Genomic DNA, 25,716 nt, shown 5'->3' with positions numbered 1-25,716 from the left:
GGCGGGAGCCGTGGTCAGTTCTCTTCAGGCTTGGCCTGCTCGCTATTGTCTTTGAGCAGCCGCATGAGTTCGGGATCCTTCAACAGGGCCTTGATCTGATCCTCGGCCGCAACCTTGCCGTCCATGTAGCGCTGCAGATTGGCGAGTTGCTCGCGCGCCTTCAGCAGTTTCGCCAGCGCCGGCACCTTGCGGACGACCTCGGCCGGGTTGAAGTCGGTCATTTTCTCGAAATCGAGCTTGATCGACATCTTCTCGTCGCCCTTGGCGTTGCCGAGCCGATTGGTCACCTTGAAGGCAACGCCGGGCTTGATGGCCTTCATGCGGTCATCGAAATTGTCCATGTCGATGTCGAGATATTTGCGCTCGGCGATCGGCGCCTTCTCGACCTCGGATGCATTGCCGGACAGATCCGACATAACCGCCGTTACAAAAGGAATCTCGACGAGTTTTTCCGCATTATAGGGATCTTCATACTGAATCTGAACCCGCGGCGGGCGGTTGCGCTTGATGAACTTCTGTCCGCTGTCAACCATGACTTTGCCTCTTTCCTCGACACTGCGGTGGGAGTTCCCGCCCACCGAAGGAAACCGGCGGAAAAGTTCCAACCATCGCGCTTGAACTCATTGAGGTTGGTGAGCGCCGGCCTAGCGGGCGGTGTCATCCCCCTTGCGAAACCAATCTTGCGCCAAACCCCCTCCCCCGTAATCCCCTATTTGGGGGGCCGGCGCCGAGCCCCCTCTGTCGAATACTGTGATCGATGGCACATACCGGCTCTCTCAAAGCAAAACCGGCCGTGCTGCGGGAATTTCGGGAAACGAGACTGGCCCAATAGCCAGTTTAGACAAGCCAAGTGATTCCGGCGTGACATCAGGCAGGAGCTGCACCCGCAGGAGGCCTCGATCCGTCCGGCACCGGCGCGATGAAATCACGAGCCGGCAATCTTTTGTGGCGAAGACTTCCCCCTGCTCGCCTCCTTGTGAATGTTACGACGATCGGAGAAGCGTGCGGCGATGACTGAGCCTGTTAGGGGAATATATTCTCCTAACTCAGTATAGAACGCAAGATTGATTCCAAGCTTAAGATGAGGCTTGCAGAGGCGGGCGCAATCGGGCCGATCTACGGAAGGAAAGTCCAACGAGCGCCGGCGGGCCCAGGCAAAGGGCCGATCTGTCCAGGCGCTCGCCCCGTGCGAAAAGGGGGCTCCGATAGTCTTGAGCTTCGGACCGTGCCGTCAGATTTTCGATGCGCCTCAGCGTGGCATGTTGATGACGCCCATGCTCGAGGCCTCGAAGACGGCTTCGGCACGAGAATTCACTTCGAGTTTCTGATAGATGTTCTTGACATAGGTCGCCACGGTGCTGCGGCCGATCTTGAGAATGTCGCCGATCTCGACGAAGGTAAAACCGCGTGCCAGGAGCTTGAGCACCTCGAGCTCACGCTTCGACAGCAATTCGAGGCCTTTCTTGTCCGCCTCCTGCTCGTGCGGTTGGAATTCCTTGAGCAATTGACGGGCGATCACCGGACTGATCGGCGAACCGCCCCGCCGCACCTCGCGGATACTCTCAGCAAAACTATCGAAACGTTCGTCCTTCAGGAGATAGCCGCGGGCACCGGCCTTGATGCTTTCCAATACCTTGTCCTGGTCAGCGAAAATCGTGATGACCATAATGTCGACATCGGCATATTTCTGGGCCGCATAGCGGATGAGGCCGATGCCAGAGCCATCAGGCAGCCCGAGATCGCACAACAATACGTCGAACCCACCCTTGTCGATCATGGTTTTTCCATTGGCGGTGTTCGGCGCGCTGGCGATGACCGAAATGTCCGGCACAGACTCCAGTGCCGCGGTGATGCGTTCCAGGGCTGCAGGATCGTCTTCGACAACGGCAACGCGAATGAGAGGCTGGGGCGCTTGCGTGGCAGGAGCTTCTGTCATCGGAAGATATCGTCCGGTTCGGCGTTGTTTTCACGGCAAAACGGCGATCGACCGTGCAAGGATCGGCCCTGCATATTTGCCCGATATCGCCAGTACCCATTCATGTGCGCTCTTTCCTCCAACTTGCCAAGACCTCTGTTTGGCGTCAATCTTGTGGCAATCGCCGCTTGCTCGGCAAATCTTGGGACACGAGCCGGTCTTGCCGGTCCAAGCGGGACAGGATCCCGCGATCATCGCCTCCCTGCCCTCCGCAATCATCGCCAGGGCACTAGGAGACCGAGCATGGACGCGTTTCAGCAAAGAACCTTTGATACGATCGTGGCCCGCTGCAGGGACCTGATCCCCCCGATCGATATCGTCAGACACATCAAGGCAGGCACCTGGCAGGTGGCGAACAACACGCTTGACGGCATCACGTTCGAGGCGGTGGATCCGGACGATCTCATCGCCGAACTGGGTGGCCGTATGAAGTTGCCTGGCGCCGGCAACGCGCCCGCACCGAGACCTTTCTCCATCAACACCACGCGCAGTCCACGTCCGGCCAATGCCTCGATGATCAGCATGAAGGAAGACCCCCAGCATTGGGCCCTCAAGGCCTCGTTCGGCGCTACCGTCGGCGAGGGCTTTCGCGAGCAATGGCGCCCACCCCCGCCTTCCCTGAGATTGGTGCCGCCACTACCTCATCGGGGCAGCGATCGTATCTTCCTCGCTTTCGGCGAGACGGGCAAGCGCCTGACCTTCACGGCCCTTCATGCCGCCGTCTCCAAGAACAAGTGCAACATCCATGTCGACGAGCGCGGCTTCGTGGTAGCCACACGGGATGGCGCCGTGGTTACGCCCACCTTCTGGGGGCACATCGCCAATGAGTTGCTGCTCAAGACCATGTTCCGGGACTGGCTCGACGGACTGGTCGGCGACAATGTCGTCGGAGCACTCGTGGTCGAAGCGGTCAATCGCCTGTCCTTGCGCTTTTCCGATGCCGAGAACGGCTTTGCCGGCCTGACCGAGCGGGTGAACCGCATTTCAGGCATCGGCGATGTCAAGGACATCGGCAAGACGCTGCTGCCCATCGGCGTGTCGGCGGATCTGGTTCGTCTCAAGAACTCGGCGATCCAGGCCAATTACTACTGGCATGACGGCCAGCAGACGTTGACGCTGACCTGGGGCGGCACCTTCGACAGGTTCGGTTCCAAATAAGCGGCACGGCAGAGTTCTGCCCGAATTCCCCCCGTTTGAAGGATGTGCCTCGGGCGGCCTCGGCCTATGATTGGTTTGTACGATCGGGGCGGCGTGACAAAAACGCTGCAGTCGGACAGAGTATGGTGCAACGTCGCGCGTTCGGTCCTGAAGGACGCGGAACAGGAAGTGGCTGATGGGACAACCTGCTTCACGTCTGGGCGACATGCATGTCTGCCCGCTGGTGAATGTGCTGGTGCCGCATGTCGGCGGTCCGATCGTGATGGGGTCGGTGAATGTCTTCACCGGCGGCCAGTTGCAGGCCCGGGTCGGGGATATCTGCATCTGCGTCGGGCCGCCTGACATGATCGCACTGGGATCGACCACGGTGTATGTCAACGGCCAGATGGCGGCACGTATCGGCGATCTCACCGCCCATGGTGGCACCATCGTGGGCATGTGGCCGACCGTGCTGATCGGGGGGTAGTTGTTCGAAAGCTGGCCGTTGTGCGAACGCGCAACGGCATCGACCTCGGACCGAGGCTCGTCTCAGACTGACACTCGAATTCTTCCTGGACGGCTACAAAAAGCGCAGCAGATGGATATTTTTAGCGCGTACCCACCGGATCATGTTGAAATTCACATAGGTCCCGAGGCTGAAATAGTTTCCCGTAGGTGAAATTAGTCCGAATACCTTCTCCGTCCATTCATCCACAGGAAAGACCATCGCTGCTTTCGCGTGGAACGGGCTCCATGGATCGAGATCGACTACCTTGATGGTGTTCTCGTTCGCGGTCTTATCGTCCAGGAGTGGAACGTTGACGGATTGCCGCCCATTCATATTGTACCAGTAGACCTGAGTTGGCGGTTCAAGGACGGCAAAATCGACATTGGAGTCGGCTGGCAGTTCAACGCTCGTTTCAACCACATCGTCAAAGCCACCAAGAATGTTGAACTCCACCTGTTGGAATTTCGCCTTGTTGGAGTCGCCAAGAAAGAACCGTCCTATCGCAATGGGTTTGAATGGACATTTGGCGGTGGTGACAGCAGATCTCTGAAGCGGTGCTATCCAGACTTCCTGCGAAAAGGCGCGTTCGTTTGGCCCGGTGCCCCGCGATAGTGTCGGCACGCTCAATGCCTCGCGAAGCGCTTCGTCGCGGGTGGTCCCTTTTCCCCAGGTCAAGTGATCGAACACGGCGCCCGGCTTGATGAGACTCTCATCGGAAGCCTGATACTGGGTATAGTAAAATAACAGCAGAATGCCCATCCGCGGATTCGACGCGCGTTCGCTGGCAATGCCCGGCCTGACCTGATCTAGAGCTTGCGTGACCTTTCCCTTCTGGATGTAGTCATTGACGAGATTGAGGACGAAATTGACCCCTTCGAAAGCCAGCTGAATCCCCGCTATCGTTGCCGTGCCCTTCGGGGATGGCCCGACGTATTCCGGAACAGCATTGTCGGCCACACCGATTGAATAGCTGCCGCCAGATCCGCCTCCCGATCCTCCTGACGGCGGCACCGGTTTGCCATTGGCGCCAAGGGTGCGTGGATTAAGTCCGAGTAGCTTCCGTGCTATCGCTACGTCCTCGACACCGCTGCGGTCGCCAATACTGCACTCCGGCGCCAGTCTCACGCCGAGTGCGGGCGCCGCATTCTGTACTTTCCTATCGAACGTCCACAGACGCGCGTTGATAGCCTTGGCCTGGGCTACGACGAACACGTCGCCTGGCTTGGTGGTATCGTCCTTGCGCGAGAAATCCTTCAACTGCGGGCGATTGGGAGCAGGAGTATATTGGATGTTGTCGGCATAGACGTCGCCGCGATCCTTGATGCTGCCTGACGGTGCAATCGTGATCCGCGCATCCTTGAGCAGCCAATCATATTCGCCGCCCTGTTTTTGAGTTTGCGCCCGCGTCACCAACTCGTCATAAGCAGCGCGCGAAATATAGACCGGCGTTCCGGAGTTCAAGTATTTTTTCAAACTCTCAGCCGCCGGCTGATTATTCCTTGCAATCGACGTGAGTACGTTCTTGTCCAGGATAATGGGGTCAGTCATAGGGCCTCCATATGATTATTACTGGAAGTAAATTTATTTTCTAAGACTCCAATAATTCTATTTTAAAAAATATAATTAAATTATACAAATAAATAATGCACTTGTAAATATATAGGGTAAATATATTAAATATTACACTAAATTTGCATGAGTATTATTCTAATATTTAATTATTATTCCAAATAACAATATTATAAATATTGCTATGCAGCCGATTTCAGATTTTATCATCGGACATAAGCAAATTCTCCGCACAGGAATAAGAAAGTCTTTCGAGTAGGCTTCATCGATAATCCATCTGAAAATATTCATCGATTCAAGGAATTCGGTAAGTGCTCAAAAGCACTTTCTAAAAAAAAAGATATACTCTTTAGTTAAGTAAACTGCATCGAGCTTTTACACGCGAAATTGGAATAGCCCTCTCCGGAGGTGCTGTAGAACTTCTCAGGTCCTGAAGCCAGAGGGGGCGGAAAGTCACGCCCCATTCCACCAAGTCGCCGCCCGCAATCTGCTCCGCGCTGCGCCGTCACTGGTCGCGGAGCTTGAGATAGCCCGCCACCGTGGTGACATCCCGCGCATTCGCGATCTCCTTCAGGAAAGGCGTGATGAAATCATCCGCCTCGAAGGCATCCTGCGCGTTGATGCTGATGAGCGGCCGTGACGAAGCCACGGCGAATACCAGCATCGGATAAAAGGAGGGCCGAGCCTCGCCATCGGTCCTGGCCGGCGCCGACAGGCTGAGTCCGGCCTCGATTTCCCCTGCCTTCATGGTGATGCAGGAGGCACAGAGCCGATTGATGTTCTGGATCCCGCCCTTGTGGTCCATCACGAACAGATAGATGTTGCGCTCTCCTGCCCCGGTTACGGAGACGGTGAGTGGGTCACCCGGCGTGCCCTTATCCGCGTCGCCGCCGCGGATCTCGGCTTTGCTCAAGACGATCTTCAAAGGTGGCGCTCCGGCAACCGACATGCGGCGCAACGCGCCGACGAAGCCGCATTGCTGGTCGGAAACCGCATCGAGCTTCACCGTCGGCGTAAAGCCAGCCTTCTGCCTGAAGGCATCGGCGAAGCTCTGGTCCACCGTTGCCGTGCCGAGAGCCGTGACGGTTGCGGAATTGGCCGTTACATCATCTGCCGTTGCGGCAAAGCAGCTATCCGCGCCAAAGCCTGCCACGAAATCCCGGAGCGCGGCCGGCGTGGGTGATGTAACAGCCGCCAATTTGGTGCCTTCTATCGCGGCCTTTGCCTTTGCAGCCAGATCATCGGGGCAATCGGCACCACATTGATCGAGGAATCTCCTGAGTGCAGTGGCATTCTTGCCAGCAGCCTTGAGCTGCACCGCGAGGCTGTCATGCCGCGCAGCCAATTTCTTGGCCGCATCGATGCGGTTCCGGGCTTGCTGGGTGAGATCGCCGGGGCAGTCCGCGCCGCACTGGTCGAGGAAGCTCTGCAGGGCCGAGCTGTCCTGCCCGGCGCTCGCCAGTTGCTTCTCCAGCCGCTCACGGCGCGCGGCCTGCTCCTTCAGGGCACTGATACTGCCTCTGGCCTGCCGCGCGAGATCATCAGGGCAGTCCGCGCCGCATTGGTCGAGGAAGCTCTGCAGGGCGGAGCTGTCCTGCCCAGCACTCGCAAGCTGCTTCGCCAGGCGCTCACGGTGGGAGGCCTGCTCCTTGAGGGCACTGATACTGCCCCTGGCTTGCCGGGCTAGATCATCGGGGCAGTCCGCACCGCATTGAGCCAGAAAATTCTGCAGCGCGGCCTCGTCCTGGCCAGCGCTCGCAAGCTGCTTCGCCAGGCGCTCACGGCGAGTGCCTTGCTCCTTCAGGGCAGCGATACTGTTCTTGGCTTGCCGGGCCAGATCATCGGGGCAATCCGTGCCGCACTGGTCGAGAAAGCTCTGCAGGGCCGAGCTGTCCTGCCCAGCGCTCGATAGCTGAGCCGCCAGGCGCTCACGGCGCGCAGCCTGCTCCTTCAGCGCAGCGATACTGATCCCGGCTTGCTGGACCAGATCATCGGGGCAGTCCGCGCCGCACTGGTCGAGGAAACTTTGCAGGGCGGCCTCGCCCTGGCCAGCGCTCGCAAGCTGTTTCGCCAGACGATCGTGTCGCTCGGCCTCCTGCTTGGCAAGGGTCTCCTGGCTGTTGCCATCCGGCTGCTTGTTATCGGGCTGCCCGGTTATGGGTGGGGTATTGCCCGAAAACAGGTTCCCATCGGTATAGATCCAGCCCCCCAGCGCACCGAGTCCGATGACCGCGAGAGCGGTGGTGGCAAAAATCGTGTTACGAAGGGCGTGCGAAGGCTTTGTCTGGGAGACCTCGGCCGATTTGGCGCTGGTGGCTTTCTTCTCGGCTTTCGGCTTGGGGTTTGCCGGACTATCCGGCCAATCGCGGATAGCGGCCATGTCCTCCGGACGATTCGCGGGATCGGAGGCCAGCATCGCGGATAGTACGGCGTGAAATTGTTTGGGTACACCATCGAGATCGGGCAGGCTGCGGCGCTTCTCGATGATGTCGAGTTGCGAGCCTGTCATGTCGAGCGGCCGGCCTCGCATGGCGGCTACCATCACCAAGGCCAGGCTGTAGATGTCTGATTTGGGCGTGACCTCGCCGCCATAAAGACCGAGCTGTTCTGGCGAGACGAAATTGTATTTTCCGGCGAAACTGCCGCCCAGCAGGGTTTCGCCGCCGACATTGGCGGAACGCGCAATGCCGAAATCGATGATCTTGGCATTCTGCACGAGGCCACCCGGCAGGATGACGTTGTCGGGCGACATGTCACGGTGAATGACGCCAGCCAGATGCGCGCGGTGCAGACCATCGGCCAGCCGGCGTAGCAAGTGCATGAATTCGGAGGGGGCAAGCGGCGCGTTCTTCACATGGGCCGCGAGCGAAGGACCATCCACATATTCCATCGCCAGGTAAGGCCGCGACAGCACCGGATCGAACGAGAACACGTGATAACGGACGATGGCCTCGTGATAGAGGTGGTTGAGGATGCGGGCTTCCTTGCGGAACAGACCGACAATGGTCTCGTCCCCGGCAAATTCCGGCAGCACGATCTTGATCGCCACCGGATCGCCGGTCTGGATGTTGTGGCCTTTATACACCTCTCCCATGCCGCCGACGCCGAGAAGGGCGTCGATGCGGTAGGTCTGGTTGAGTTCGGCGCCGATGCTCACGGCCGAGCCGCGGATCGCGATCCGGGTTCGGTCATCGTTCACGGACGGTTCCATCGGCGGCCATTATCGCATCACAACCGTTGTCGCGCCTGTGTCGACGACATTGACGACGACAACGGAAATGTTGTCCTTGCCACCGCGCGCCAAGGCGAGTTCGAGAAGTTCGTGGCTCGCCTGGTTCGCGCTCAGCCCGTTGCTCATGGCCAGGATTTCCTCATCCTTGACATGTCCGGTCAGGCCGTCGCTGCACAGCACGAAACAATCGCGCGACTTTACCACACCGGTGGCATGTTCAAGCTGGAAATCATCGATGGCACCGACGGCGCGGGTAATCACGTTCCGGCGTGGCCAACTTGCCGCCTCGGCCTGGCTGATGATGCCGCGATCCACCAGTTCCTGCACTTCGGTATGGTCATGCGAGAGCTGCTCGATGCGCCCGCCGCGCACCAGATAGCAGCGGGAATCGCCAGCCCACAGACAGCAGTAATTGCCATCATGGGTCAGCAGCGCCGCAACCGTCGAGCCGACGATATGCTCCGGCCGACCTTGGGAACGGGCCAGAAGTTCGGCATTGACGATGCCGATCTCTCGCCGGAACGCCTCCGCGAATTCCATCAAGGAAGCGCTCTTGCCGACACCTCGCGCGGCATCGGCGATCATCGCGCTGGCGAGATTGCCGTCGCGGTGGCCCCCCATTCCGTCGGCCACCACCCAGATGCCGCGCTCGCCATCGGTAAAGATGCTGTCCTCGTTGAAGCGGCGCACAAGGCCAGGGTGGGTCAGTGCTGCGGTTTCGAATTTCAGATGGTCGCCAGATGCCCAAGGGTCCATCAGATCGTCTCCCCCGTCATCAGGAACGACAAGAACTGGGCGTCGGGCTTGCCCTCGGCCACCACGAGCCTGGCCTGATGGCCGCCCAGAAGGGCGCCTTGGCCGCCATGCGTCCACCAATAGCTACGGCCGCCGTTGCGGGCATCGCCGTCCGCCATCTCCAGCGAGCGGAAAGCGTCGGTGACCGGCATTTCGCTGCCGGGCCACAGCAGCAAGCCACCGTCGCGCTGTGGTGGCGGCAGGCGCGATACGAGGGGTGGAAACGGAATTTGCGCCAGCAGATGGGAGGGCTCGCGCTCGAAATTATCGTCGAGCATATGGAGCAGGAATTGCTCGCAGCCCTCGTGCCACTGATCGAGCCCGCGTGAGGGCGGCGGTTCCAGATAGGCGTCCGGCGGCTCGCAGGCGCATACCGTCAGCGGAAAATAGCGCCCGACGCCGTCGACCGAGGCCATCAGCGCGCCGGTCACCGCCGAGCCGAAAACCCGCCGGCCGCACCAGAAGCGCCAGATCGGAAAGCCGAGATAGATCTCCTGCCAGCGCTCGGCGAGCGCGTGCCGGCTGGCGGCGACGGCACCCTGGAGCCACTCCTCCCATTGGTCGAGAAAGGGCCGCGGCATGTTGTAGGACACGAAGTCGCGCTTGGAAGGCAGCTTTCCGAACATGCCGCACATTGTCATCATGACGACGGGTCCTACAGGTCCGACGGACAGGCGAATTTGAGTTGTGACAGGATGGTGAAGGGATTGTCGAGCGTGTCGAAGGTCAATTGATAGGTGACCTCCCTGCCGCCGACGACGAAACGGGCCGTCGCCTTATTGCCGGCTTGGCGCATGTCGCCCTTCTGCAGCAAACGATAGAGGGACCAGGCGCCGGTGAAACGCAGCGAGGGTGAGGTGCCATCGCTTTCAGGCATGGTGATCGAGGCGGTACCGTCGGGAGAACGGCCCGGCCATTCGAAATCGCCGCGCGAGACCACGCCGAACGGGCTGTCGAGCTTGGTGCCGTTGACCTCGAAGCTCACCGAGGCCGTCTTCTGGCTCATCGACTGCGCCACCAGCGCGAATTTCACATTGGGCGAGGTGCCGCGTCCGCTGAAAAACGCTTCCTTGATGCGCGCGGCATTCTGGAACTGATGCAGTGTCTCGGGCGAAAGCGCCTGGCTGAACTTCGAATTCTGCTTCCAGCCCCAAGCCGCGCCGGAGGTATCGACGAGTCCCGCGAGCTTTTCGCGGAAGAAGGTGTCGAACACACCGTTCGGCCCGAACAGCCGGCCGAATTCGCCGATCGGTACCTCCTGCTTGCTGCCCGGCGAGAAGGGATATTTGTTGCCGACGATATTGAGGCATTCGCGAGTTACCGAGCCCTTCAGCTCGCCCTTGAGGTCGGCCACCTTGTCGCCGATGATTTTCTGCTCGAATTCCGCCATCGCATCGCGGAACATGGTGTCGAACGGGGTTTCGAGCCGCGACGAGCTGGTGGCGATGGAGCCGAGGAAAGTCTGCATGTTCTGCCGCGCCTGCGCCGCGCGCTCGAAGTCCTGCTCGTCGATCAGGCTCTGGTAGAGGCCCTTCAACTGCTCGACCAGGAGGTCTATCTGGCTCTTGTCGCCGTTCTTGCGGGCAAGGTCGTGATAGCGGCGGAAATGTTCCTGGATGATGGCGCCCGGCACGAAGGGTGCCTCGACATTGCCGCCACGGCCGGAGGCTTTCTTGGCGGCGTCGAGGCCGATCGCTGCCATATCGTCGAGCCTGCTGCCGGCAGCTCTGGTGACGGCCTTGGTAGCGGCTTTCACCGCAGCATCCTTGAGCTTGCCGCCGACGTCACTATCGGCTCCCTGCCGTGCCTCGGTCAGCCTGGTTTGCGCCGAGATGGACTCGAACAGAAGCTTGATCGGCGAAGCGGCACCGGTGGCGGCCCGCAGCGTGGCATAGCCTGGCTTGTCGGCGGCGAAGCTGTTGAGCTTCAACTTGCCGAGCGCCGCAGTCCACGCCTTGATGAATTCCTGGTCGTAAATGCGGTAGAGATCGGGGCCGAGATTGGCGTATTGCTCGTCGATGGCCTGCGTGCTGCCTGCGCCGCCCAGGACCCAGCGCTCGTTCTGCAGAAGCGTGATCACCGACTTCATCTTGTCGAGGAACAAGGCGTAGAAGCCATCATAGGTGAACAGCGACTGGACGCCGACACTCTCGATGGGCGAACTGTCATTGGTGCCGAAGACGACGGCAGCATCCGGCCCGGCATTGCCTGCAACGGTCCAATCCCTGACGCTCTGGTCATGCGCGGTCGATTTGATGATGGCAAAGGCGCGTTCGGCCAGCGACAGCCGCGTCAATGCAACCTGGCTCGCCTTGACGAGATCACCATTGAGGGCGATCGGACGCGGCGTGCCCTCGATATTGAGCATGGCGTCGAGATGCTGGCTCAGGCTGTCGCGCGTCGCCTTGTTGGGCTCGCCCGGATAAAGGCTTTCCCAATCACCCCGCATCCAGCCCTCGATCAGGGCCGTATCCACCGGAATGGCGGGATCGCCGCCCAGCATCATATAGACCTTGAGGGGTTCATAGAGCTGTTCGGGCTGGTCCTGCAGATCGGCGAGCCGTTTTTCGAGATGGAAAAGAATGCGCGGACGTAACAGCCGGTCCAGCCCGTCGCGATAGGCTGCCACGCTTGCCGTGCCGATGCGCTTGTGCTGGCCGAGCCCCAATGTTTCGTTGATCTGCGGTTCGCTGTTCAGCCGGTCATAGCCCCAGGGAAAATCGCGCAGCTTGCCAAGCGGCCCGACGACCTTGAGGAAATCGGCATCGTCGACTGGATCCTCCTTGAGCAGTGCCGCCGTATCGTTCGCATAGGCGGCAGTGGCGACATCCGTGCGGTCGATCAGGGCTTTGTTGCCGTAATAGCTGGTCAGCCAGCCGGCGAGCGCGGCCAGGGTCACACCAGCGACGAGCACATAGCCCGAGGTCTGCAGCAGGATCTTGCGGCGCACCGCCGCGGCGTTGGTGGAAACCCAACCCGCCTCGCCGAACACCACCTTGGTGAGGAGATGCTCGAGGAAGAAGCTCTTGGCCCGTCCCGAATAGGCAAGGCTGGCACCGGCCTGCAGGCCGAGGTCGCGCGACAGCGAGCCCAGCAACTTGTCGATCGGCGTGCCTTCCTGCGTACCGGAGGTGAGGTAGAAGCCCCGCAGCGCGGCACTGGTCTGATAGCGCGTCGGCTCGAAGATCTGGTTGAGGAAGCGGGTGATGACCGGCTTCAACGCCGCAAGCTGGGACGGCAGGCCTGTGAGCCTCACGCGCGAAATCGGGTCCGGCTCTTCCTGCAGGCGATCGGGCAATTCGGCGCTCAGCCTTGACACCAAGAGGTCGATCTCCGGCCCGACGTCACCGACCCGGTTCTCCTTCTTGTTCTTGGTCTGGAAGGTGGCACCCCAGACGGCCTTGCGCTCCTCGGGGTCGAGATTGCCGAAATACTCCATGAAGCCCGCGACCAGATCGGCCTTGGTGAAAATGACATAGACTGGAAAATCCACCTGCAGGCGATTGTTGAGCTCGGCCAGGCGCTTGCGGATGGCGACGGCATGGGCGCCGAGCTCGGCCTCCTTCATCGACAGGAGATCGCCGATGCTGATGGCCACCAGCACACCGTTGATGGGCTGGCGCTCGCGGTGGCGCTTGAGGAGATCGAGAAAGGCGAGCCAGCTCTTGCGGTCGGATTCGGTGTCGGAATCCTGCGTGGTGTAGCGGCCGGCGGTGTCGATGAAGACGGCGTCCTCGGTAAACCACCAATCACAATAGCGCGTGCCACCACTGCCCGCGATCGGTCCGGTATGGGCGGCCAACGGGAATTTCAGGCCGCAATTCATCAGGGCCGTAGTCTTGCCGGCGCCCGGCGGCCCGACGATGAGATACCAGGGCAGCTCATAGAGGAAGTCGCCCTTGGTGCGCCGCGAGCCCTTGAGCGTGAGCAGGGCGTCACGCATCTTGTCGGCCAGGACGACGGCATCGGAGCCGTCATCCTCCGGCTCCTGCACTGCGATGTTCTCGGCCAGCGCCCGGGCCGATTGCCCGTGTTTGTAGATGCGATAGGCCAGCCAGCAGAAATAAACGGCCAGCAGGAGGCCGATCAGCGCCAGCCGCAGCCAGGGATTGTCGAAGGGCTCGATGCCGGCCACGGCGACAAGCGGCAGCACCAGCCAGATCACCGCGCACAGCGCGACCACGGCCAGGAAGCTGACGATGACAATGATCCAGCGCTTCATCACAGATCCTCGCGCGGGATGAACACTTCGACGCGCCGGTTCTTGGCCCGGCCCTCGGCCGTGTTGCTGAGATCGATCGGTGCAGTATCGGCCAGCCCCGAAGTGGTCAGACGCTGCGGATCGGCGATGCCGGCGACGAGGATCTTCTCGACCGCCTTGGCTCGCTGCTCGGAAAGCTGCTGGTTGTCCTTGTAGCGCACGGTGGCGCGGACCGGCGTGTTGTCGGTATGCCCGATGATACGGATCTGCCCTGGTTCCTTGTCGAGCGCAGCGGCGATATGGCCGATGGCAGCAACGGCATCGGGGCGCACCGTGGTGCTGCCCTTGTCGAACAGGGAATCATTGAGGAGCCGCACCACGATGTCCTTGCCGGAATAGTCGGCCGAGGCCTTCTTGGCGGCGATGTCGTCCTTCAGGCGCTCGCGGATGCGCTCGAGCTGGCCGGTGACCTTGATCGGCGGTGTTGGCGGCGGCGGTGCCGGCACGGTCCGATAGATATGGATGTCGCCGGTCGGATGCAAGGCGAGCAGGCCGGCGCTCGCCGTGTCGGACATGCCGCCGAGCAGCCAGCGGAACGCCAGGAAGCTGAGGAGGAGCAGGCCGACGGCGACGGAGGTGATAGCCCATACCGGCACGGTCCGCCGTACATAGGCGGCGGCGATGTCCTGGCCCCGCCAATGCGGCGAGATATGATCCGTCACCCGTGCCTCGCGGGCGCGGAGGGTTTCATAGAGGTCGCGGCGGATCTGCTGATGCGGGACATCGCCGCCGGCAACCCGATATTTGCCTTCGAAGCCCAGCGACATGCAGGCATGCATCAGGCCGAGCAGATTATGATTGATCTGCGGGTGTTGCCGCAGCTTGGACAGTTCGTCGAAAAAACCGACGCCGCTGTCGCGCACCTGGAAATAGCGGCTCAGCATGCTGTACTGCGTCCACAGATTGCGGTCCGAACTCGGCAGGTTCTGCACGATGTCGTCGGCGGTGGCACAGACCGCATATTTGGCGGTTCGCACCTGCGGTTCGGGAACCCCCCGCGCATTGAGCTCGCCTTCGAAGGTCTCGATGCCCTGCGCCACCGTGCTCATCATCGGCGCAACCTGGGGAACCTGCCTGGCGATACGGATATTGGCGAGCACGAGCAGCAAGGGCATGGCCGCTTCGAGGATGGGATTGGGCCCGCCGGTCCTGTCGCTGACGCCGAGCGCTTCGAGATCGACCGTGGCGGGCGCGAGCGGCAAGGCCGACTGGGCCCGCGGTGTCTCTGCCAGGGGCTGGTAGGGCTGCGACGTTGCAGCGCCTGCCGCCACGCGCGGCCCACCCCAGATATCCTGGGCCGGCGCGGGGGTTCCGCCCGGATTGGGCGCACCTTGGCCGTCACGCCGGCCGCCCGGATTGGGCTTGATCACCGTCTTTTCGAAATCCGGATTAGACCCGAACGGGCCCTTGCCGTTCGTCATGTGCCCACATCCTACTTCACGTCTTCCTTGACGACCCACAGATTGAGCTCAAGCCCGGGCCAGTCGCCGGAAAAATGCATGCCGATGCCGCTGGCGGTGCTGAACTCAGGCCAGAGGGGTGACATGCGATCGAGGGCGAAATAGACGTGGCTGGTGATCGCCCGGATCTGCGCCGGCGGCGTCGGCAAATGAATAAGCCCGATGCCGGGAAGATGGGCGTGCACGATCTCGTTCATGCGCGTATTGGGGCCGACCTTGAACAGAGCCGGGAACTGTGTCTGCAACTCGGTGAGCGAGCGCTGGGCCGCCACTTCGAGCACGAATGTCGAAGCCCGGAACAAATTGCGGTCGGTCACCGTCGCCAGGAAGGCGTTGGTGGCCTTCTCCACGATTTCGAGCCGGATGGCGCGGCTGATGTCGACGCTGAGGAAGCGCTGAATGTCGGCCAGCACCGGGGCGAAGGTGGCGCCGGGATTGTCATGGTCGTAGGCCGGATAGTCGTTGGCGCGTCGTTCGCGCGTGGAATAGGTCGCCAATTCTCCGGCCAGACGCAGCAATTCCACATAGAGCCGCTCGGGATGGGTATATTTCGAGCGGCGCATATGCCGAAGCGCCGGAATTTCACGATTGAGCATCTGCAGCACGAAATAGTCGACGCTCTGCATGCCGCCGCTGGAGCGCGGGTCCGAGGCAAAGCGCGCCAACTCGTCGAGCTTGGTCTCCACCCAGCCGATTACGCGGTCGAGCCAGCCGGTGACGGCGGCATGGGCGGCGACCACCAGCACGGGCGGCGCAAAGCGCTCGTCGAAGACGATGGTCTTGTCGTTGACCTCGATGATCCGGGCGCAGAGCATGGAAACGAAGCCCGGTTTCGGCGTCCGGCGGATTTCGTAGCTGAAACGCGGCACCGCGATGTCGATCTCTTCCTCGATCTGCAAGGCGGAGGAAGCGTCGATCAGCGTCTCCGCTTGCACCACATAGCGGCTGCCACTTTCGCTCTCAGGCTCATCGACCTCGCGGCTGTTGGGCTGGGCCATGGGCATGCACAGCCAGACGAACAGCCCGGCTGCATTTTCGGGCACCATGGCGGGTGGTGGCGGCGGGCAATCACCGGGAAAACGGAACGGTGTGCCGTCCGACAGGACGCCGGCGGCGCGGCGCAGGCCGAATTTGCTTTGCTGCGCCAGGTCGCGGTCGATCTCGATTTCGCTGAAGCCCCAAGGATAGGGCGTGATCTGGCTGGTGCGGCCCTCGAGCAGGTGTTCGAGATAACGATCGCCCTGCTGCAAGTGATGCGGCCGGAGGAACAGACCTTCCGACCAAGCGACTTTGCTATACCAGGACATTGATCAGCCGCCCGAAGGATTTGGTTGTGTGATTGTCAGGCTTGGCAATGCTGTCGCAAGGCCTCGCCAAAAAAACGTTCGGCCGCTGCGCCAGCGAATTCTCTCGGCTTCTCATGAACTGTGCCATATGACCTGAGGAAGTCAAGCGACCCACCGGCTTACATCCACCATACCACTGTAGTTTAAAGCAGGCGTTCAACCGTCGCCTCCCCCATTGTGAGGTAGACAGAAAGAGGTGCGGCGGATACGAAATTCTGTCATCGCGTGATACAGTCGATCAGTGCTCTCGAAGCTGTTTCCTCAATGTCTGTGGTTGCGAAGGCCAAAGTGCTTTGCGATTTATTGGAATTGCCTAGAATCGCAAAGACCCGTCGAAACAAGGAGTTAGAGCAAAAGCGCGTTTTCTCTAAAACGCACTTTGCTTTAGGCCTCACCATGACGTCGCTTGGCTTGATTCTGGGTCAGGGCGACCAGGCCGAAGCGGCTTTCCGAGTGTGCAATCAGTCAGTCACTTTGTACAATGTCGCGATCGGCGCGGAAATCGACAGGAAATTCGCCACCGAAGGCTGGTGGACATTGCCAGGCAATACTTGCGTCACGCCGATCAAGGAAGATTTGGCCGGCCTCAAGCTTAGATATGTTTATATCTATGCGACGACCGCCACAGGTGACAGCGCATTCGAGGGAAGCTGGGACATGTGCGTCGACACCAAGCGCTTCAAAATCGAAAAGGTGCAGGACCAGCCCTGGGATTGCTGGGTGCGCGGTTTCGTGCAGGCCAAGTTCAAGGAGGTCGACACCGGCGATACCGGCTCGTGGACGGTGTTCATCCGCCCCGACGACAAACCCTGACCTCGGCACGCCTCCGCCATGGACGACAAGACAGTCATAGCCGGGCAAGCATCCTCCGATCCCGCGGATCCCTCCCGGCCGGGCGTGGCCAAGCCGCAGACCGAAGCGGCCGCCGAAGACACCAACGCCACCATCATCGTGCCGGCCAAGCCCGTCGCACGGGTCGCGAAGAAAACCGCCAAGCCCGCGCCAGACGGCGCCAGCCCGGCCAGGAATGTTCCCAAGGATACCGGCAAACCAGCTCCGCCGGCCGCCCGCCCCGCAGGCGCGCTGGTCTATCTCACCATGGCTGCCGCTCTGGTGTTTCTCGGCCTCGGCTCGGCCGTGACCACGATTTATTTGCTTGCTCCCGATCGAACCCGGCAGCAGGTCACCGTGACCGACAGCGACCTGCAGGCCAGCCTGGTTCCTGTGCAGGGCGAGGACAATGAAGCGGAAGACGAGGCCCTGATACGGGCGGCAATCAAGCCACGCATCATCGATCTCAGCGGGGACCCGGTGATCGTGCCACAGCTTGCGGGCGCTCCGCGCCAATTGATCAAGCTGGCTGGTGATACGCAGCGCAAGGCAGCAGTCAGCCTCGGCATCAAGAACGAGGTGTTTCGGCTGAAGGACGTCCTCGACCTGCCCACTCCGCAATCGCAGGTCGCGGTGCTGGGGTCCCAGGAGGACATCGCCATCGCCCAGGAGGCGCCGGCTTCCGCCGGCGCGGTCGACAACGCCCCCGGCGCCGACACGGCCACCGGTTCCTCCTCGATCGCCGCTTCGAGCAGCAGCGCAGGCGACAGGGTCGCGGATTTTGCCGAAAAGGCCAAGGTTCGGATCCCCCTTACGGACGCGCTCGGCAATCTCGGCCTTGATACCCAGCGGGCGAGTGCGGCCGGGGACGCCTTCAATGCCTTCTACAGCCGTCCGATGCTCGAGGCCGATGACCGCTACGTGGTGCGCGCGATTGCCGCTGATGGCGATCCCAACCACATGCAGCCGGTGCAGGTGTCTGTTTATGCCAAGACCGAGTTGATCGGCTCCATCGCCCTCAACGATGTCGGCGCCTATGTGCGTTCCGAAGATCCCTGGTATCGGCGCGATCCCTTCGCGGCGCCGCTGGCACCGGCGCACGTCGATCCGGAGAACCAGCCACGCCTGCTCGATGCGATCTATGTCACGGCGCTGCGCAACAGGCTGCCCGCACCGGTGATCGGCGAAGCGATCATGCTGCTGTCGCGTGCCCAGGACCTGGAGCAGAAGGTGCAGCCAGGCGACACGATTTCGCTGATCTACTCGCCCGCTCCGCGGGATTCCAAGCAGGGCCTCGGGCGTATCGTCTTTGTCAGCATCGGGCGTACCACCGGTAATCTCGATTGCTATGTGATGCAGCCACAGGCGGGTGCGCCCTTCGAATGCGTGTCGTCGGCGGGCCAAGGCAGCGTGCCGGATGGCGGCATGGTCACGCCCGTCAACGGCGTGATCGTCGCCAGATTCGGCCCGCAGGGCTCGGACAGTTCGGCCGCATCCATGAATTATGGCATCGACTGGACGGCTCCCGAGGGGGCGCCCGTGGTTGCCGCCTATGCCGGCAAGGTCACCGCGATCGGCGAGGAGAGCAATTTCGGCACGGTGGTGCGGCTCTCCCATGATGATGGCAAGACCTCGATGTATGCCTATCTCGCTCGGGCGGCGACCGGGCTTGCCGTTGGCAATAGCGTCCAGGCCGGTGAGGCCATCGGCTATGTCGGCACGCCGGCCTCCAGCCGCGAGCCGCGCCTGCATTTCGAAGTTCGGAACAATGGCGTGCCGGTCGATCCGGTCGCCGACAGCCAGGTGAGTACCAGCACCGGCACCCCCAACGCTCCCAGCACGAGCACCAGCGGTGCGAACGGAGCCGTCGACCAGTTCGTCGGTCGTATCATCACCATCGAAAGCGCCAACAAATGCAATGCCGCTAACCCGCTCTCCACGGCGGTCGGGCTCGGCCAGTTCATCGAGTCGACCTGGATGACCACCATCCGGCTGCATCGTCCGGATCTTCTGGTTGGCAAAAGCCGCCAGGAGGTGCTGGCGCTGCGCACCAATTGCGACCTCGCACGGGCGATGACAACAGCCCACACCCGCGACAATGCTGCGGTGATCAGGCAGGCCGGCCATACCGTCACGCCCGGCAATCTCTATCTGGCGCATTTCCTCGGCTCGGGCGGGGCGGTGAAGGCGCTCCGAGGCCCACAGAACAGCCTGATCTCCGACGTGTTCGGCGCCGCCCATGTGCGGGCCAACCCCTTCGAACAGGGCAAGACGCTGAGCTTCCTGATCGCCTGGGCCGCCAAGAAGATGGGTGCGGCGATCTCGGGCAGCTCCACGCCGTCGCAGGATACGGGCACCAGCACGGCCAACAACGAACCGCTGGCGAAATTCGCCAGCGATCCCGCCTTCGCCGCGCTCAAGACATCCGTGCTGGCGCTGCTGCAATGAGGGGTCGTGCCGGGCCTCATGCGAATCGGAGTTGGGACTGCCCCTTCCCCAAGGCGTCTCGCCTGCTCTTCCCATCCGCTCGCCCGAGCGTTGCCATGAGCGATCAAGACGCCTACGGGCGCCAACTTTGCGGGCGACGGCCCAGTGGAACCAGTGGTCGAGTTCGGCTGTAATAGCAGGTCGCGTTGAGATTGATTCTCTGGAAACACGGCAATTGCGGAACGGAGAGCCGATCGTCCGACACTCTCTTGAGTGTCGGAGGGACGTCCGCGCTCCCAGGAAAGCCACGTCTTCGATAGGTCAGGGTTTTTGAGACTTGATGCTATGCGACATGTTCTGCGACCGGTTTGGGCCGAAAATGGACGCGGAGCTGGCTATGGTATCATTTCACCCTCTTCCGGAACCCCGGAAGACCGACGCCGTCCCGGCACACTGCCTGCAGGTCATAAAGGCGCGCCTTACGAATGCCTATTGCGGTTCGAGGCGCTCAGCTTGTCATATTGCTCGGCATAGAGTTCCAGGAAGGCGCCCAGCATGCCATGTTCGCGGCGCCCGGCCCTGGCGGCCCAGCGTTCGGCATAGAGCTCCCAATAGTTCCCCTTGCCGGAAAACAGGGATTTCCTGGCATCCGCGGCGGTCTTGATGGCCTCGGGCGACAATTCGTCGAAAAGCTCGGTCAATGCTGCCTGCATCGAGGCCAGAAACGCGACCTGGTGCATTTTGAGGTCTCCGAAAGCGTTCTCAAGCGCGGCCTGACCGTCGAGATAGCCCCGCGTCCGCGGGCCGAGCATCACCCGCAAGGCCTCTTCGGGGGTCGGCATGAATTTCAGTGGATTGTTGTCCTCGGCGCTGATCATGGTGCGGTTGCCGGCACGCGACAGCGCCTTGGCCTCGGCCCTCGCCCGTAGCAAGGCCATCACATGCAGGCAGGCGGTGTTCAGGAGCCGTCCGGCATCTTCAGCCAGGTCGCCGGCATCGGCACCGCTGAGAACGTTTTCTGGAATACCGGCACCGGCCGCAAAGCGGCGAATGAACTCGGCCGCGCCGCCATCGTCCGAAGATGGCGCCGCAACGTTCTTCGCCACGGCTGGCTTGGGGGCCTCCGCCGCCTCCCCGGGCGTGACCACGATCGGTGCCGCCTCTTCAACTGCCGGTTCGGCCTTGGCGGGTTCGACCGGCCGGGGGTGCTCGCTTTCCCACAGCGCTGCGGCCGGGGCAGGCGTTGGAATGGCCGGCCTCGGCTTGCGGATCGGTTCCGCCTCCTCGAGGGGTGGCGGCACATAGGCTGCCTGGTGCAGGAAATCCGGCCCGCGGTCGACTTCGCTCAAACGCGGCACCAATTGGCTGGCATCGATGGGCGGCGGCACCTCGTGCGGGCTGTCCCAGATATCCGCACTTGCCAAGGACGGGCTCGGGTCGGGAGACGGCACCGGCTGGGCCGGCTGGACCGAGACTTGCGGCAGCTTGACCGACACCGCCAGTACATAGTCACCCACCGCCAACCTGTCCCCATCGGCGAGACGATAGGGACTTTGCAGGCGCTTGCTGGCGCCATTGAGAAAGGTGCCGTTGGTCGAGGTATCCGTCAGCCAATAGGCACCATCATAGAAACGCACTTCGCAATGCTTGCCGGAGATTACCCGGTTGCGGTCGGGCAAGGTCCAGTCGAGATGCTGGTCGCGCCCGAAATCGAAACCGCGCTTGTCGATCGCAAACTCCAACGGCCCGCCATCGGGCAGGCGATCAAAGTTCTCGATCCGGAGTGTCAGCATGGCGGTTGCGAGGTCCTGTCACGTCATGAGGCCAAATGTAAACTGATCAGGTACCGCCGCGGCGCAGCAGCACCACGGCATCGCCGACGAGGTCTTCCATCCCATCGACCTGCTTGGCCAAGGGCAGGCCGGCGACCAGCAAAGTCAAGCCGACATTCACGGCATGGCCGGTCAGATGCGGGGGCGGTGGTACCGGATGTTCTGGATTGGGCGACAAACTGCCCCCGCTCCAGCCCACCGCCAAGGCGGCCCAGGCGAAGGCCCCCTTGTTGGGATCGTCCATGCCGGCATCAAGGGCCGCGCGGCGGGTGAATTCAATCGGTTTCTTCAGCCAGTCCTCGACCAGGCGGAGCAGGTCGGTCTCCGCCGCGCTCGGCGGCGGCTGGCGCTGGCGCAGCGCCAAGCTGAGCCATTGCACCGCCTCGCGGCGCGGCAGCAAGAAGGCGCAGAACGCCATGGCCTTGCGTGCGCCGCCCTGTGCCAGCAAGGCGTCGATGAACGCGAAAGGCTCAAGGTCGAGATTATATCCGGAAAACTCGCCATCGAGATTCGGGAAAGCTTCGATCACCTGCCGGGCCGTCGAGAACCGAAGATGCTTCATCTCGTCTCCTGCGACCATTCGAACGCGCTCTTTCTGCTCGCGGTCACACCCCGATATCGCATCACTTCGTGCTGCGATGCGTGCTCAGGCACAACTTGCAGACAAGTTGTGCCTGGGATGACACGAGTGAGCCGATAAGGCGGCACCATTCTTTGCGCTAACTCATTGTTTAAACGTATTTTTGCAATTTCTCGCACTTTCGTCCAACCAAAAATGCTTCCACAGCATCCCAACCGATTTCTGAAAATGCGTTGCGGTGCTGTGGATCTTTACTATCGCTTGTTCGGCCGGACGGTAAAGACACGCGCTAATTGACGAAAACCAAGGCACCCTGAATCGTCAAGGGTGCGCCGGTCGTCACCTGGCCGAGCGCATCCGACTGTACTTGCAGCAATGCGCTGGCCTTGACGGTGATCATGGTCGACTTGAGCGTTATCCCGACGGGCGTCATGGTAAATGTGCTCGTGCCCACGGTGAACTCGATCTTCTGATTGGCCTTCACCGTCCAGGTCGACATGATGGTTTCGTCACGGTTGTTGCCGATCTTCACCTCGACATTCTGACCGATCTCGCGCCTCTCGTCGTTCTCGACCTTGCCCTCGAGGTCGTGCTGGGCGTGGAATCGGATCAGTTCGTTGCCGGCGGTATCGTCCATGATCAGCTCATTATAGCCCGATCCGCTGAGCGTCTGCGTCTTGGTGCCTGATACGGCGTTGAGCTTGTCCTTCACATAGGGCGCGACATTCTCCGCATTGTAGACACTGCCCGTCACCAAAGGCTGGTCCGGGTCACCCTCGATATAATTGACCACGACCTCCATGCCGACCCGTGGGATCTTGACGTCCCCCCAGCCATTTCCGGCCCAGTTCTGCGCGATCCGCACATAGCGGGACTGGGTCTTGTCGCGATCCCAGAAGAACTGCACCTCGATGCGGCATTGGTCGTCCACGTCGCTGACCACCAGCGCGGTCTGCGGACCGTGAATGACCGGCTTGGCCGTCACGGCCGGTGCCCGGAAGGCAATGTCGAGCGGCTGAAACTCGTAGCTGCCGGAATAGCCTTCCTCGCCGGACGCGTCGACCGAGCGATAGGCTTGGGCGCGAAAGAGATGATGGGCCCGCACGATCAGATATTTAGTGCCTTTGCTGGCCGGGGGATTGCCAGCGAGCGTCATGGTGAAGCCCGGGCAGCAGGTGACGGCGTCGCCGCCGGCGGTCACGCGCTTGTCGATGGCCTGCTCGGCCTCCAGCCTGACATTGGCAAGCGTGGTGCCATCGCCCTTCTCCGTATAGCGGCCGGGATAATCATAGAGTTCGAGGTCGCCATGCTGGTACCTGGCGCTGGCCGCCTTTTCCGCCATCAGGTCAGTGCTGGGCTTGTGATAATCGTAGTCGTCCAGCGTGACCTTGCCGGATCGCAGGCGCCGGCCTTCGGCCCATTCGTTCAGCCTGTCCTTGAGGGTGATGTTGTCGAGGCCGACAGCCGCAAATTCGAGAGCCGCGCCACCGAGCTTGGGCTCATGCGCCGCACTCGCATCCGCCATGACGAGCTTATGGTCGGACTCGCTATGTTCGAAATAATAGTAGATTCCGTATTCCTCCATCAGCCTTGAGATGAAGGCAAAATCACTTTCGCGATACTGCACGCAATATTCGAGCTGCGGATAGCTTTCCGATAAACGTTGCTCGAACTGGATGAAGCCGCGATTGTTCAGGACCTGGCTGATGATCTCCGGTACGGTCATGTGGCTGTAGATCTTGCAATTGGTGGTCCTGGTCAGCAGCCACAGCCAGGGGCGGAGCACCAGGCGATAATAGCGCAGATCCTGGTCCCTGCCGATCCATTGCGTCTCCACCAGCACGCCGTTGAAGTTGCGTTTGACACCCTCATGATGGGACTGGATATCCAGACGGCATTTGGTGCCGAGAATCTTGTCGAAATCGACCTCGTTGTCGTCGCTGACCACTTCGAGGCGGTATTCGAAAAGCTCGCTGAGGCCCTCCGAGCCTTCGAACCGGGTGACGACGAGCTTGTCCTTGCCAAGGCTGCTCGTGAAAGAGCCCATTCGTGTGTCTTGACCGAATATTTGTGCCACAGCCTGCCCTCGCTCTACCACGTCGGCCAATGAAGGCTAGCTCTGTTCAAGTTCAGCGTCTACGGCATAGACGCTTTGTCGCTTCCCACATTTAGGGGGTCCCGGCCATAGTCCTCGCATCTCGGGCTGGTGGGTTTCGACATTCTTGCTATTCTTATTGGAGGGCCTGTCGCTGTGCTGATTTAAGCGCCTGCTGCTCCGTTGACGAGCGGCGATCCAGCCAGGCAGCCATATTGCATTGAGGACGGTGTATGAGCCCGGTTGCGGAAGATTTGGGGCAGTTGGGACATCTGCTCGCCACCGATACCTTGGCTGTCATCGCGGCAATTGCCCTGATGAGTTGGCTGCTGCGCCGACGGGAGAACGTCCTGGCGTGGCTCTGCTGTGCGGGTGTTGCCTGGTGCCTGTTCAATCTCGAGGGCCTGGCCGAGATCGAAGCACGGCCCTTCGGCCTTCCGGTCAACCGGATCGCCCTGCTCTATCCGCTGCTTTTCACCACACTCGGCCTGGCTGCGAGCCTGGTCGGTGCGAGCCTTCCTCGCGGCCTGGTGGTAGTGATGGCGTTGGGCTGCCTCGGCCTCGGCGCCGCAGCTTTCCCATTCCATGGCCTGGAGATCATGCGGATCGCGGGCCTTGCGACCATAGGCGTATCACTGCTCATACTGGGCTTCTTCGCAACGAGGGCGGAAGCACAGATTGGCGCGCCCGAAAAACTGGCCCTGGTCATTCTCTATGCGCTCGGTCTCGGCGCGGTTGGTTTCGATCTCTATGCCGGGACGATCCGGTCCGGCCACGGCACGCGGCTCGCGCCTTATGCCGGAGTCGTCCTATTGGGCTTCAGCGGCTTCGTCATCCTCAGGCATATCCTGGCCAATGCCGAGGCACGAGAAAGGCTCAACCAGACGCTCGGCCAACGCATCGAGACCACCAAGGCCAATCTCTTGGCGAGCGAAAGCGCGAGGCACGCCCTCGAAATCGCCCATGCCGTGAAGCTGGAACGCGAGCGCCTGATGCGGGAGATTCATGACGGCATCGGCTCGAGCCTGGTGGCGGCGCTGGCTTCGGCCGAACGCCAGGGCAAGGAGAGCACGACGGCTGTGGTCGCCCTCAAGGGCGCTCTGACCGATCTTCGCGTTGCGGTCGACTCGCTCGAGCCGGTGGAAGGCAATGTCGCCACCCTCCTTGCCAGCCTGCGCTATCGCTACGAGCCCGAGCTGCGAAAATCAGGGATTGCGGTCAAATGGATGGTCGAAGACGTGCCGGAGCTCGACTGGCTCGACGCGCCGAGCGCCTTGCACGTGCTGCGGATCCTGCAGGAATCGGTCAGCAACACCATGGGCCATAGCAAGGCGACGCAGCTCACCTTCAAGTGCAAGATGGCGCTGCTGCAGGGAAGGCCGGGTCTTCGCGTCGAGATTGCCGACAATGGCAGCGGTTTCGATATAAACGCTCCGGCCATAGGCCGCGGCCGCCGGAACATGGTCCAACGCGCCGAAGCCCTGGGTGCCACGCTGGACGTATTGAGCAAACAGGGCGAAGGCACCGCCACCATCCTTTGGCTGCCGCTGGTCCGCAGGCATGGATTGAACCTGGAGGAAGGACAGGCAGCGGAGCAATAGACCGCTCGCAAGACCCACGGAATTGCTTTTCATAAGACACCGACAGTGGATCGATCGTTCCAAAACA

The 25,716-nt window shown here is 61.4% G+C and carries 17 protein-coding genes; 5 read left to right on the top strand and 12 right to left on the bottom strand.

Features of this window, described 5'->3' with window-relative positions; genetic code table 11:
• Positions 1-14: 14 nt before the first annotated feature.
• Together tssB and ACN6KF_RS30300 are read right to left on the bottom strand one after the other, a co-directional pair.
• The gene (gene tssB / locus ACN6KF_RS30305) at positions 15-533 is read right to left on the bottom strand and encodes a type VI secretion system contractile sheath small subunit (RefSeq protein ID WP_434960590.1); all 519 of its coding nucleotides are present in this window, start codon (positions 531-533) and stop codon (positions 15-17) included.
• Positions 534-1,249: 716 nt separating this feature from the next.
• Complete coding sequence (locus ACN6KF_RS30300) at positions 1,250-1,936, bottom strand: response regulator (protein WP_434960589.1); 687 nt, start codon at positions 1,934-1,936, stop codon at positions 1,250-1,252.
• Positions 1,937-2,218: 282 nt separating this feature from the next.
• On the opposite strand from ACN6KF_RS30300, the gene ACN6KF_RS30295 reads away from it, so the two are divergent.
• Entirely contained in the window at positions 2,219-3,133 is a 915-nt protein-coding gene (locus tag ACN6KF_RS30295; RefSeq protein WP_434960588.1) for a hypothetical protein, read from the top strand.
• A gap of 175 nt (positions 3,134-3,308) precedes the next feature.
• Positions 3,309-3,599: a PAAR domain-containing protein gene (locus tag ACN6KF_RS30290; RefSeq protein WP_434960587.1), complete on the top strand. Its 291-nt coding sequence runs from the start codon at positions 3,309-3,311 to the stop codon at positions 3,597-3,599.
• A 93-nt stretch (positions 3,600-3,692) separates the two neighbouring features.
• On the opposite strand, the gene ACN6KF_RS30285 is transcribed toward ACN6KF_RS30290, so the two are convergent.
• The 7 genes from ACN6KF_RS30285 to tssK all read right to left on the bottom strand — a co-directional run bounded on the left by ACN6KF_RS30285 (position 3,693) and on the right by tssK (position 16,244).
• The gene (locus tag ACN6KF_RS30285; protein ID WP_434960586.1) at positions 3,693-5,168 is read right to left on the bottom strand and encodes a PIN domain-containing protein; all 1,476 of its coding nucleotides are present in this window, start codon (positions 5,166-5,168) and stop codon (positions 3,693-3,695) included.
• Positions 5,169-5,694: 526 nt separating this feature from the next.
• Positions 5,695-8,388, bottom strand: a complete 2,694-nt coding sequence (locus ACN6KF_RS30280; RefSeq protein WP_434960585.1) for a serine/threonine-protein kinase — start codon at positions 8,386-8,388, stop codon at positions 5,695-5,697.
• A gap of 21 nt (positions 8,389-8,409) precedes the next feature.
• Positions 8,410-9,177: a PP2C family protein-serine/threonine phosphatase gene (locus tag ACN6KF_RS30275; protein WP_434960584.1), complete on the bottom strand. Its 768-nt coding sequence runs from the start codon at positions 9,175-9,177 to the stop codon at positions 8,410-8,412.
• On the bottom strand, positions 9,177-9,860 hold the full coding sequence (tagF, locus tag ACN6KF_RS30270; RefSeq protein WP_434960583.1) for a type VI secretion system-associated protein TagF: 684 nt from the start codon (positions 9,858-9,860) through the stop codon (positions 9,177-9,179). The genes ACN6KF_RS30275 and tagF overlap by 1 nt, the downstream gene beginning before the upstream one ends.
• Positions 9,861-9,871: 11 nt before the next feature.
• Complete coding sequence (tssM, locus tag ACN6KF_RS30265) at positions 9,872-13,438, bottom strand: type VI secretion system membrane subunit TssM (RefSeq protein WP_434960582.1); 3,567 nt, start codon at positions 13,436-13,438, stop codon at positions 9,872-9,874.
• The gene (gene icmH, locus ACN6KF_RS30260) at positions 13,438-14,898 is read right to left on the bottom strand and encodes a type IVB secretion system protein IcmH/DotU (protein ID WP_434960581.1); all 1,461 of its coding nucleotides are present in this window, start codon (positions 14,896-14,898) and stop codon (positions 13,438-13,440) included. Before icmH ends, tssM begins: the two co-directional genes overlap by 1 nt.
• Positions 14,899-14,909: 11 nt before the next feature.
• A complete protein-coding gene (gene tssK, locus ACN6KF_RS30255; RefSeq protein WP_434960580.1) occupies positions 14,910-16,244 on the bottom strand; it encodes a type VI secretion system baseplate subunit TssK in 1,335 nt (444 codons plus the stop codon).
• 303 nt (positions 16,245-16,547) lie between these two features.
• On the opposite strand from tssK, the gene ACN6KF_RS30250 reads away from it, so the two are divergent.
• Positions 16,548-17,096, top strand: a complete 549-nt coding sequence (locus ACN6KF_RS30250; protein WP_434960579.1) for a DUF1036 domain-containing protein — start codon at positions 16,548-16,550, stop codon at positions 17,094-17,096.
• An 18-nt stretch (positions 17,097-17,114) separates the two neighbouring features.
• Positions 17,115-19,562: a M23 family metallopeptidase gene (locus ACN6KF_RS30245; protein WP_434960578.1), complete on the top strand. Its 2,448-nt coding sequence runs from the start codon at positions 17,115-17,117 to the stop codon at positions 19,560-19,562.
• A gap of 458 nt (positions 19,563-20,020) precedes the next feature.
• Here ACN6KF_RS30245 and tagH read toward each other — a convergent pair whose 3' ends face one another.
• From tagH to ACN6KF_RS30230, 3 genes are all read right to left on the bottom strand, one after another.
• Entirely contained in the window at positions 20,021-21,334 is a 1,314-nt protein-coding gene (gene tagH / locus ACN6KF_RS30240; RefSeq protein WP_434960577.1) for a type VI secretion system-associated FHA domain protein TagH, read from the bottom strand.
• Positions 21,335-21,380: 46 nt separating this feature from the next.
• Positions 21,381-21,935 carry a DUF6931 family protein gene (locus ACN6KF_RS30235; RefSeq protein ID WP_434960576.1) on the bottom strand — a complete coding sequence of 185 codons (555 nt, stop codon included), beginning with the start codon at positions 21,933-21,935 and terminating at the stop codon, positions 21,381-21,383.
• Positions 21,936-22,242: 307 nt separating this feature from the next.
• Positions 22,243-24,000 (bottom strand): type VI secretion system Vgr family protein, encoded by a 1,758-nt coding sequence (locus tag ACN6KF_RS30230; RefSeq protein ID WP_434960575.1) that lies wholly within the window; start codon positions 23,998-24,000, stop codon positions 22,243-22,245.
• Positions 24,001-24,281: 281 nt separating this feature from the next.
• Between ACN6KF_RS30230 and ACN6KF_RS30225 the strand changes: the two genes are divergently transcribed.
• Positions 24,282-25,649 (top strand): sensor histidine kinase, encoded by a 1,368-nt coding sequence (locus ACN6KF_RS30225; RefSeq protein WP_434960574.1) that lies wholly within the window; start codon positions 24,282-24,284, stop codon positions 25,647-25,649.
• The last annotated feature ends 67 nt before the right edge of the window (positions 25,650-25,716 follow it).

The organism is Labrys methylaminiphilus subsp. lupini, assembly GCF_051161885.1.
Classification (GTDB): Bacteria; Pseudomonadota; Alphaproteobacteria; order Rhizobiales; family Labraceae; genus Labrys.
Note: the sequence above shows the minus strand (reverse complement) of the source record. Positions and strands in the feature narration are given on the sequence as shown.

Coding starts and splice junctions, on each gene's coding strand:
- tssB (WP_434960590.1), bottom strand. CDS start 533: ATGGTTGACAGCGGACAGAAGTTCATCAAGCGCAACCGCCCGCCGCGG.
- ACN6KF_RS30300 (WP_434960589.1), bottom strand. CDS start 1,936: ATGACAGAAGCTCCTGCCACGCAAGCGCCCCAGCCTCTCATTCGCGTT.
- ACN6KF_RS30295 (WP_434960588.1), top strand. CDS start 2,219: ATGGACGCGTTTCAGCAAAGAACCTTTGATACGATCGTGGCCCGCTGC.
- ACN6KF_RS30290 (WP_434960587.1), top strand. CDS start 3,309: ATGGGACAACCTGCTTCACGTCTGGGCGACATGCATGTCTGCCCGCTG.
- ACN6KF_RS30285 (WP_434960586.1), bottom strand. CDS start 5,168: ATGACTGACCCCATTATCCTGGACAAGAACGTACTCACGTCGATTGCA.
- ACN6KF_RS30275 (WP_434960584.1), bottom strand. CDS start 9,177: ATGGACCCTTGGGCATCTGGCGACCATCTGAAATTCGAAACCGCAGCA.
- tagF (WP_434960583.1), bottom strand. CDS start 9,860: ATGATGACAATGTGCGGCATGTTCGGAAAGCTGCCTTCCAAGCGCGAC.
- tssM (WP_434960582.1), bottom strand. CDS start 13,438: ATGAAGCGCTGGATCATTGTCATCGTCAGCTTCCTGGCCGTGGTCGCG.
- icmH (WP_434960581.1), bottom strand. CDS start 14,898: ATGACGAACGGCAAGGGCCCGTTCGGGTCTAATCCGGATTTCGAAAAG.
- tssK (WP_434960580.1), bottom strand. CDS start 16,244: ATGTCCTGGTATAGCAAAGTCGCTTGGTCGGAAGGTCTGTTCCTCCGG.
- ACN6KF_RS30250 (WP_434960579.1), top strand. CDS start 16,548: ATGTCTGTGGTTGCGAAGGCCAAAGTGCTTTGCGATTTATTGGAATTG.
- ACN6KF_RS30245 (WP_434960578.1), top strand. CDS start 17,115: ATGGACGACAAGACAGTCATAGCCGGGCAAGCATCCTCCGATCCCGCG.
- tagH (WP_434960577.1), bottom strand. CDS start 21,334: ATGCTGACACTCCGGATCGAGAACTTTGATCGCCTGCCCGATGGCGGG.
- ACN6KF_RS30235 (WP_434960576.1), bottom strand. CDS start 21,935: ATGAAGCATCTTCGGTTCTCGACGGCCCGGCAGGTGATCGAAGCTTTC.
- ACN6KF_RS30230 (WP_434960575.1), bottom strand. CDS start 24,000: ATGGGCTCTTTCACGAGCAGCCTTGGCAAGGACAAGCTCGTCGTCACC.
- ACN6KF_RS30225 (WP_434960574.1), top strand. CDS start 24,282: ATGAGCCCGGTTGCGGAAGATTTGGGGCAGTTGGGACATCTGCTCGCC.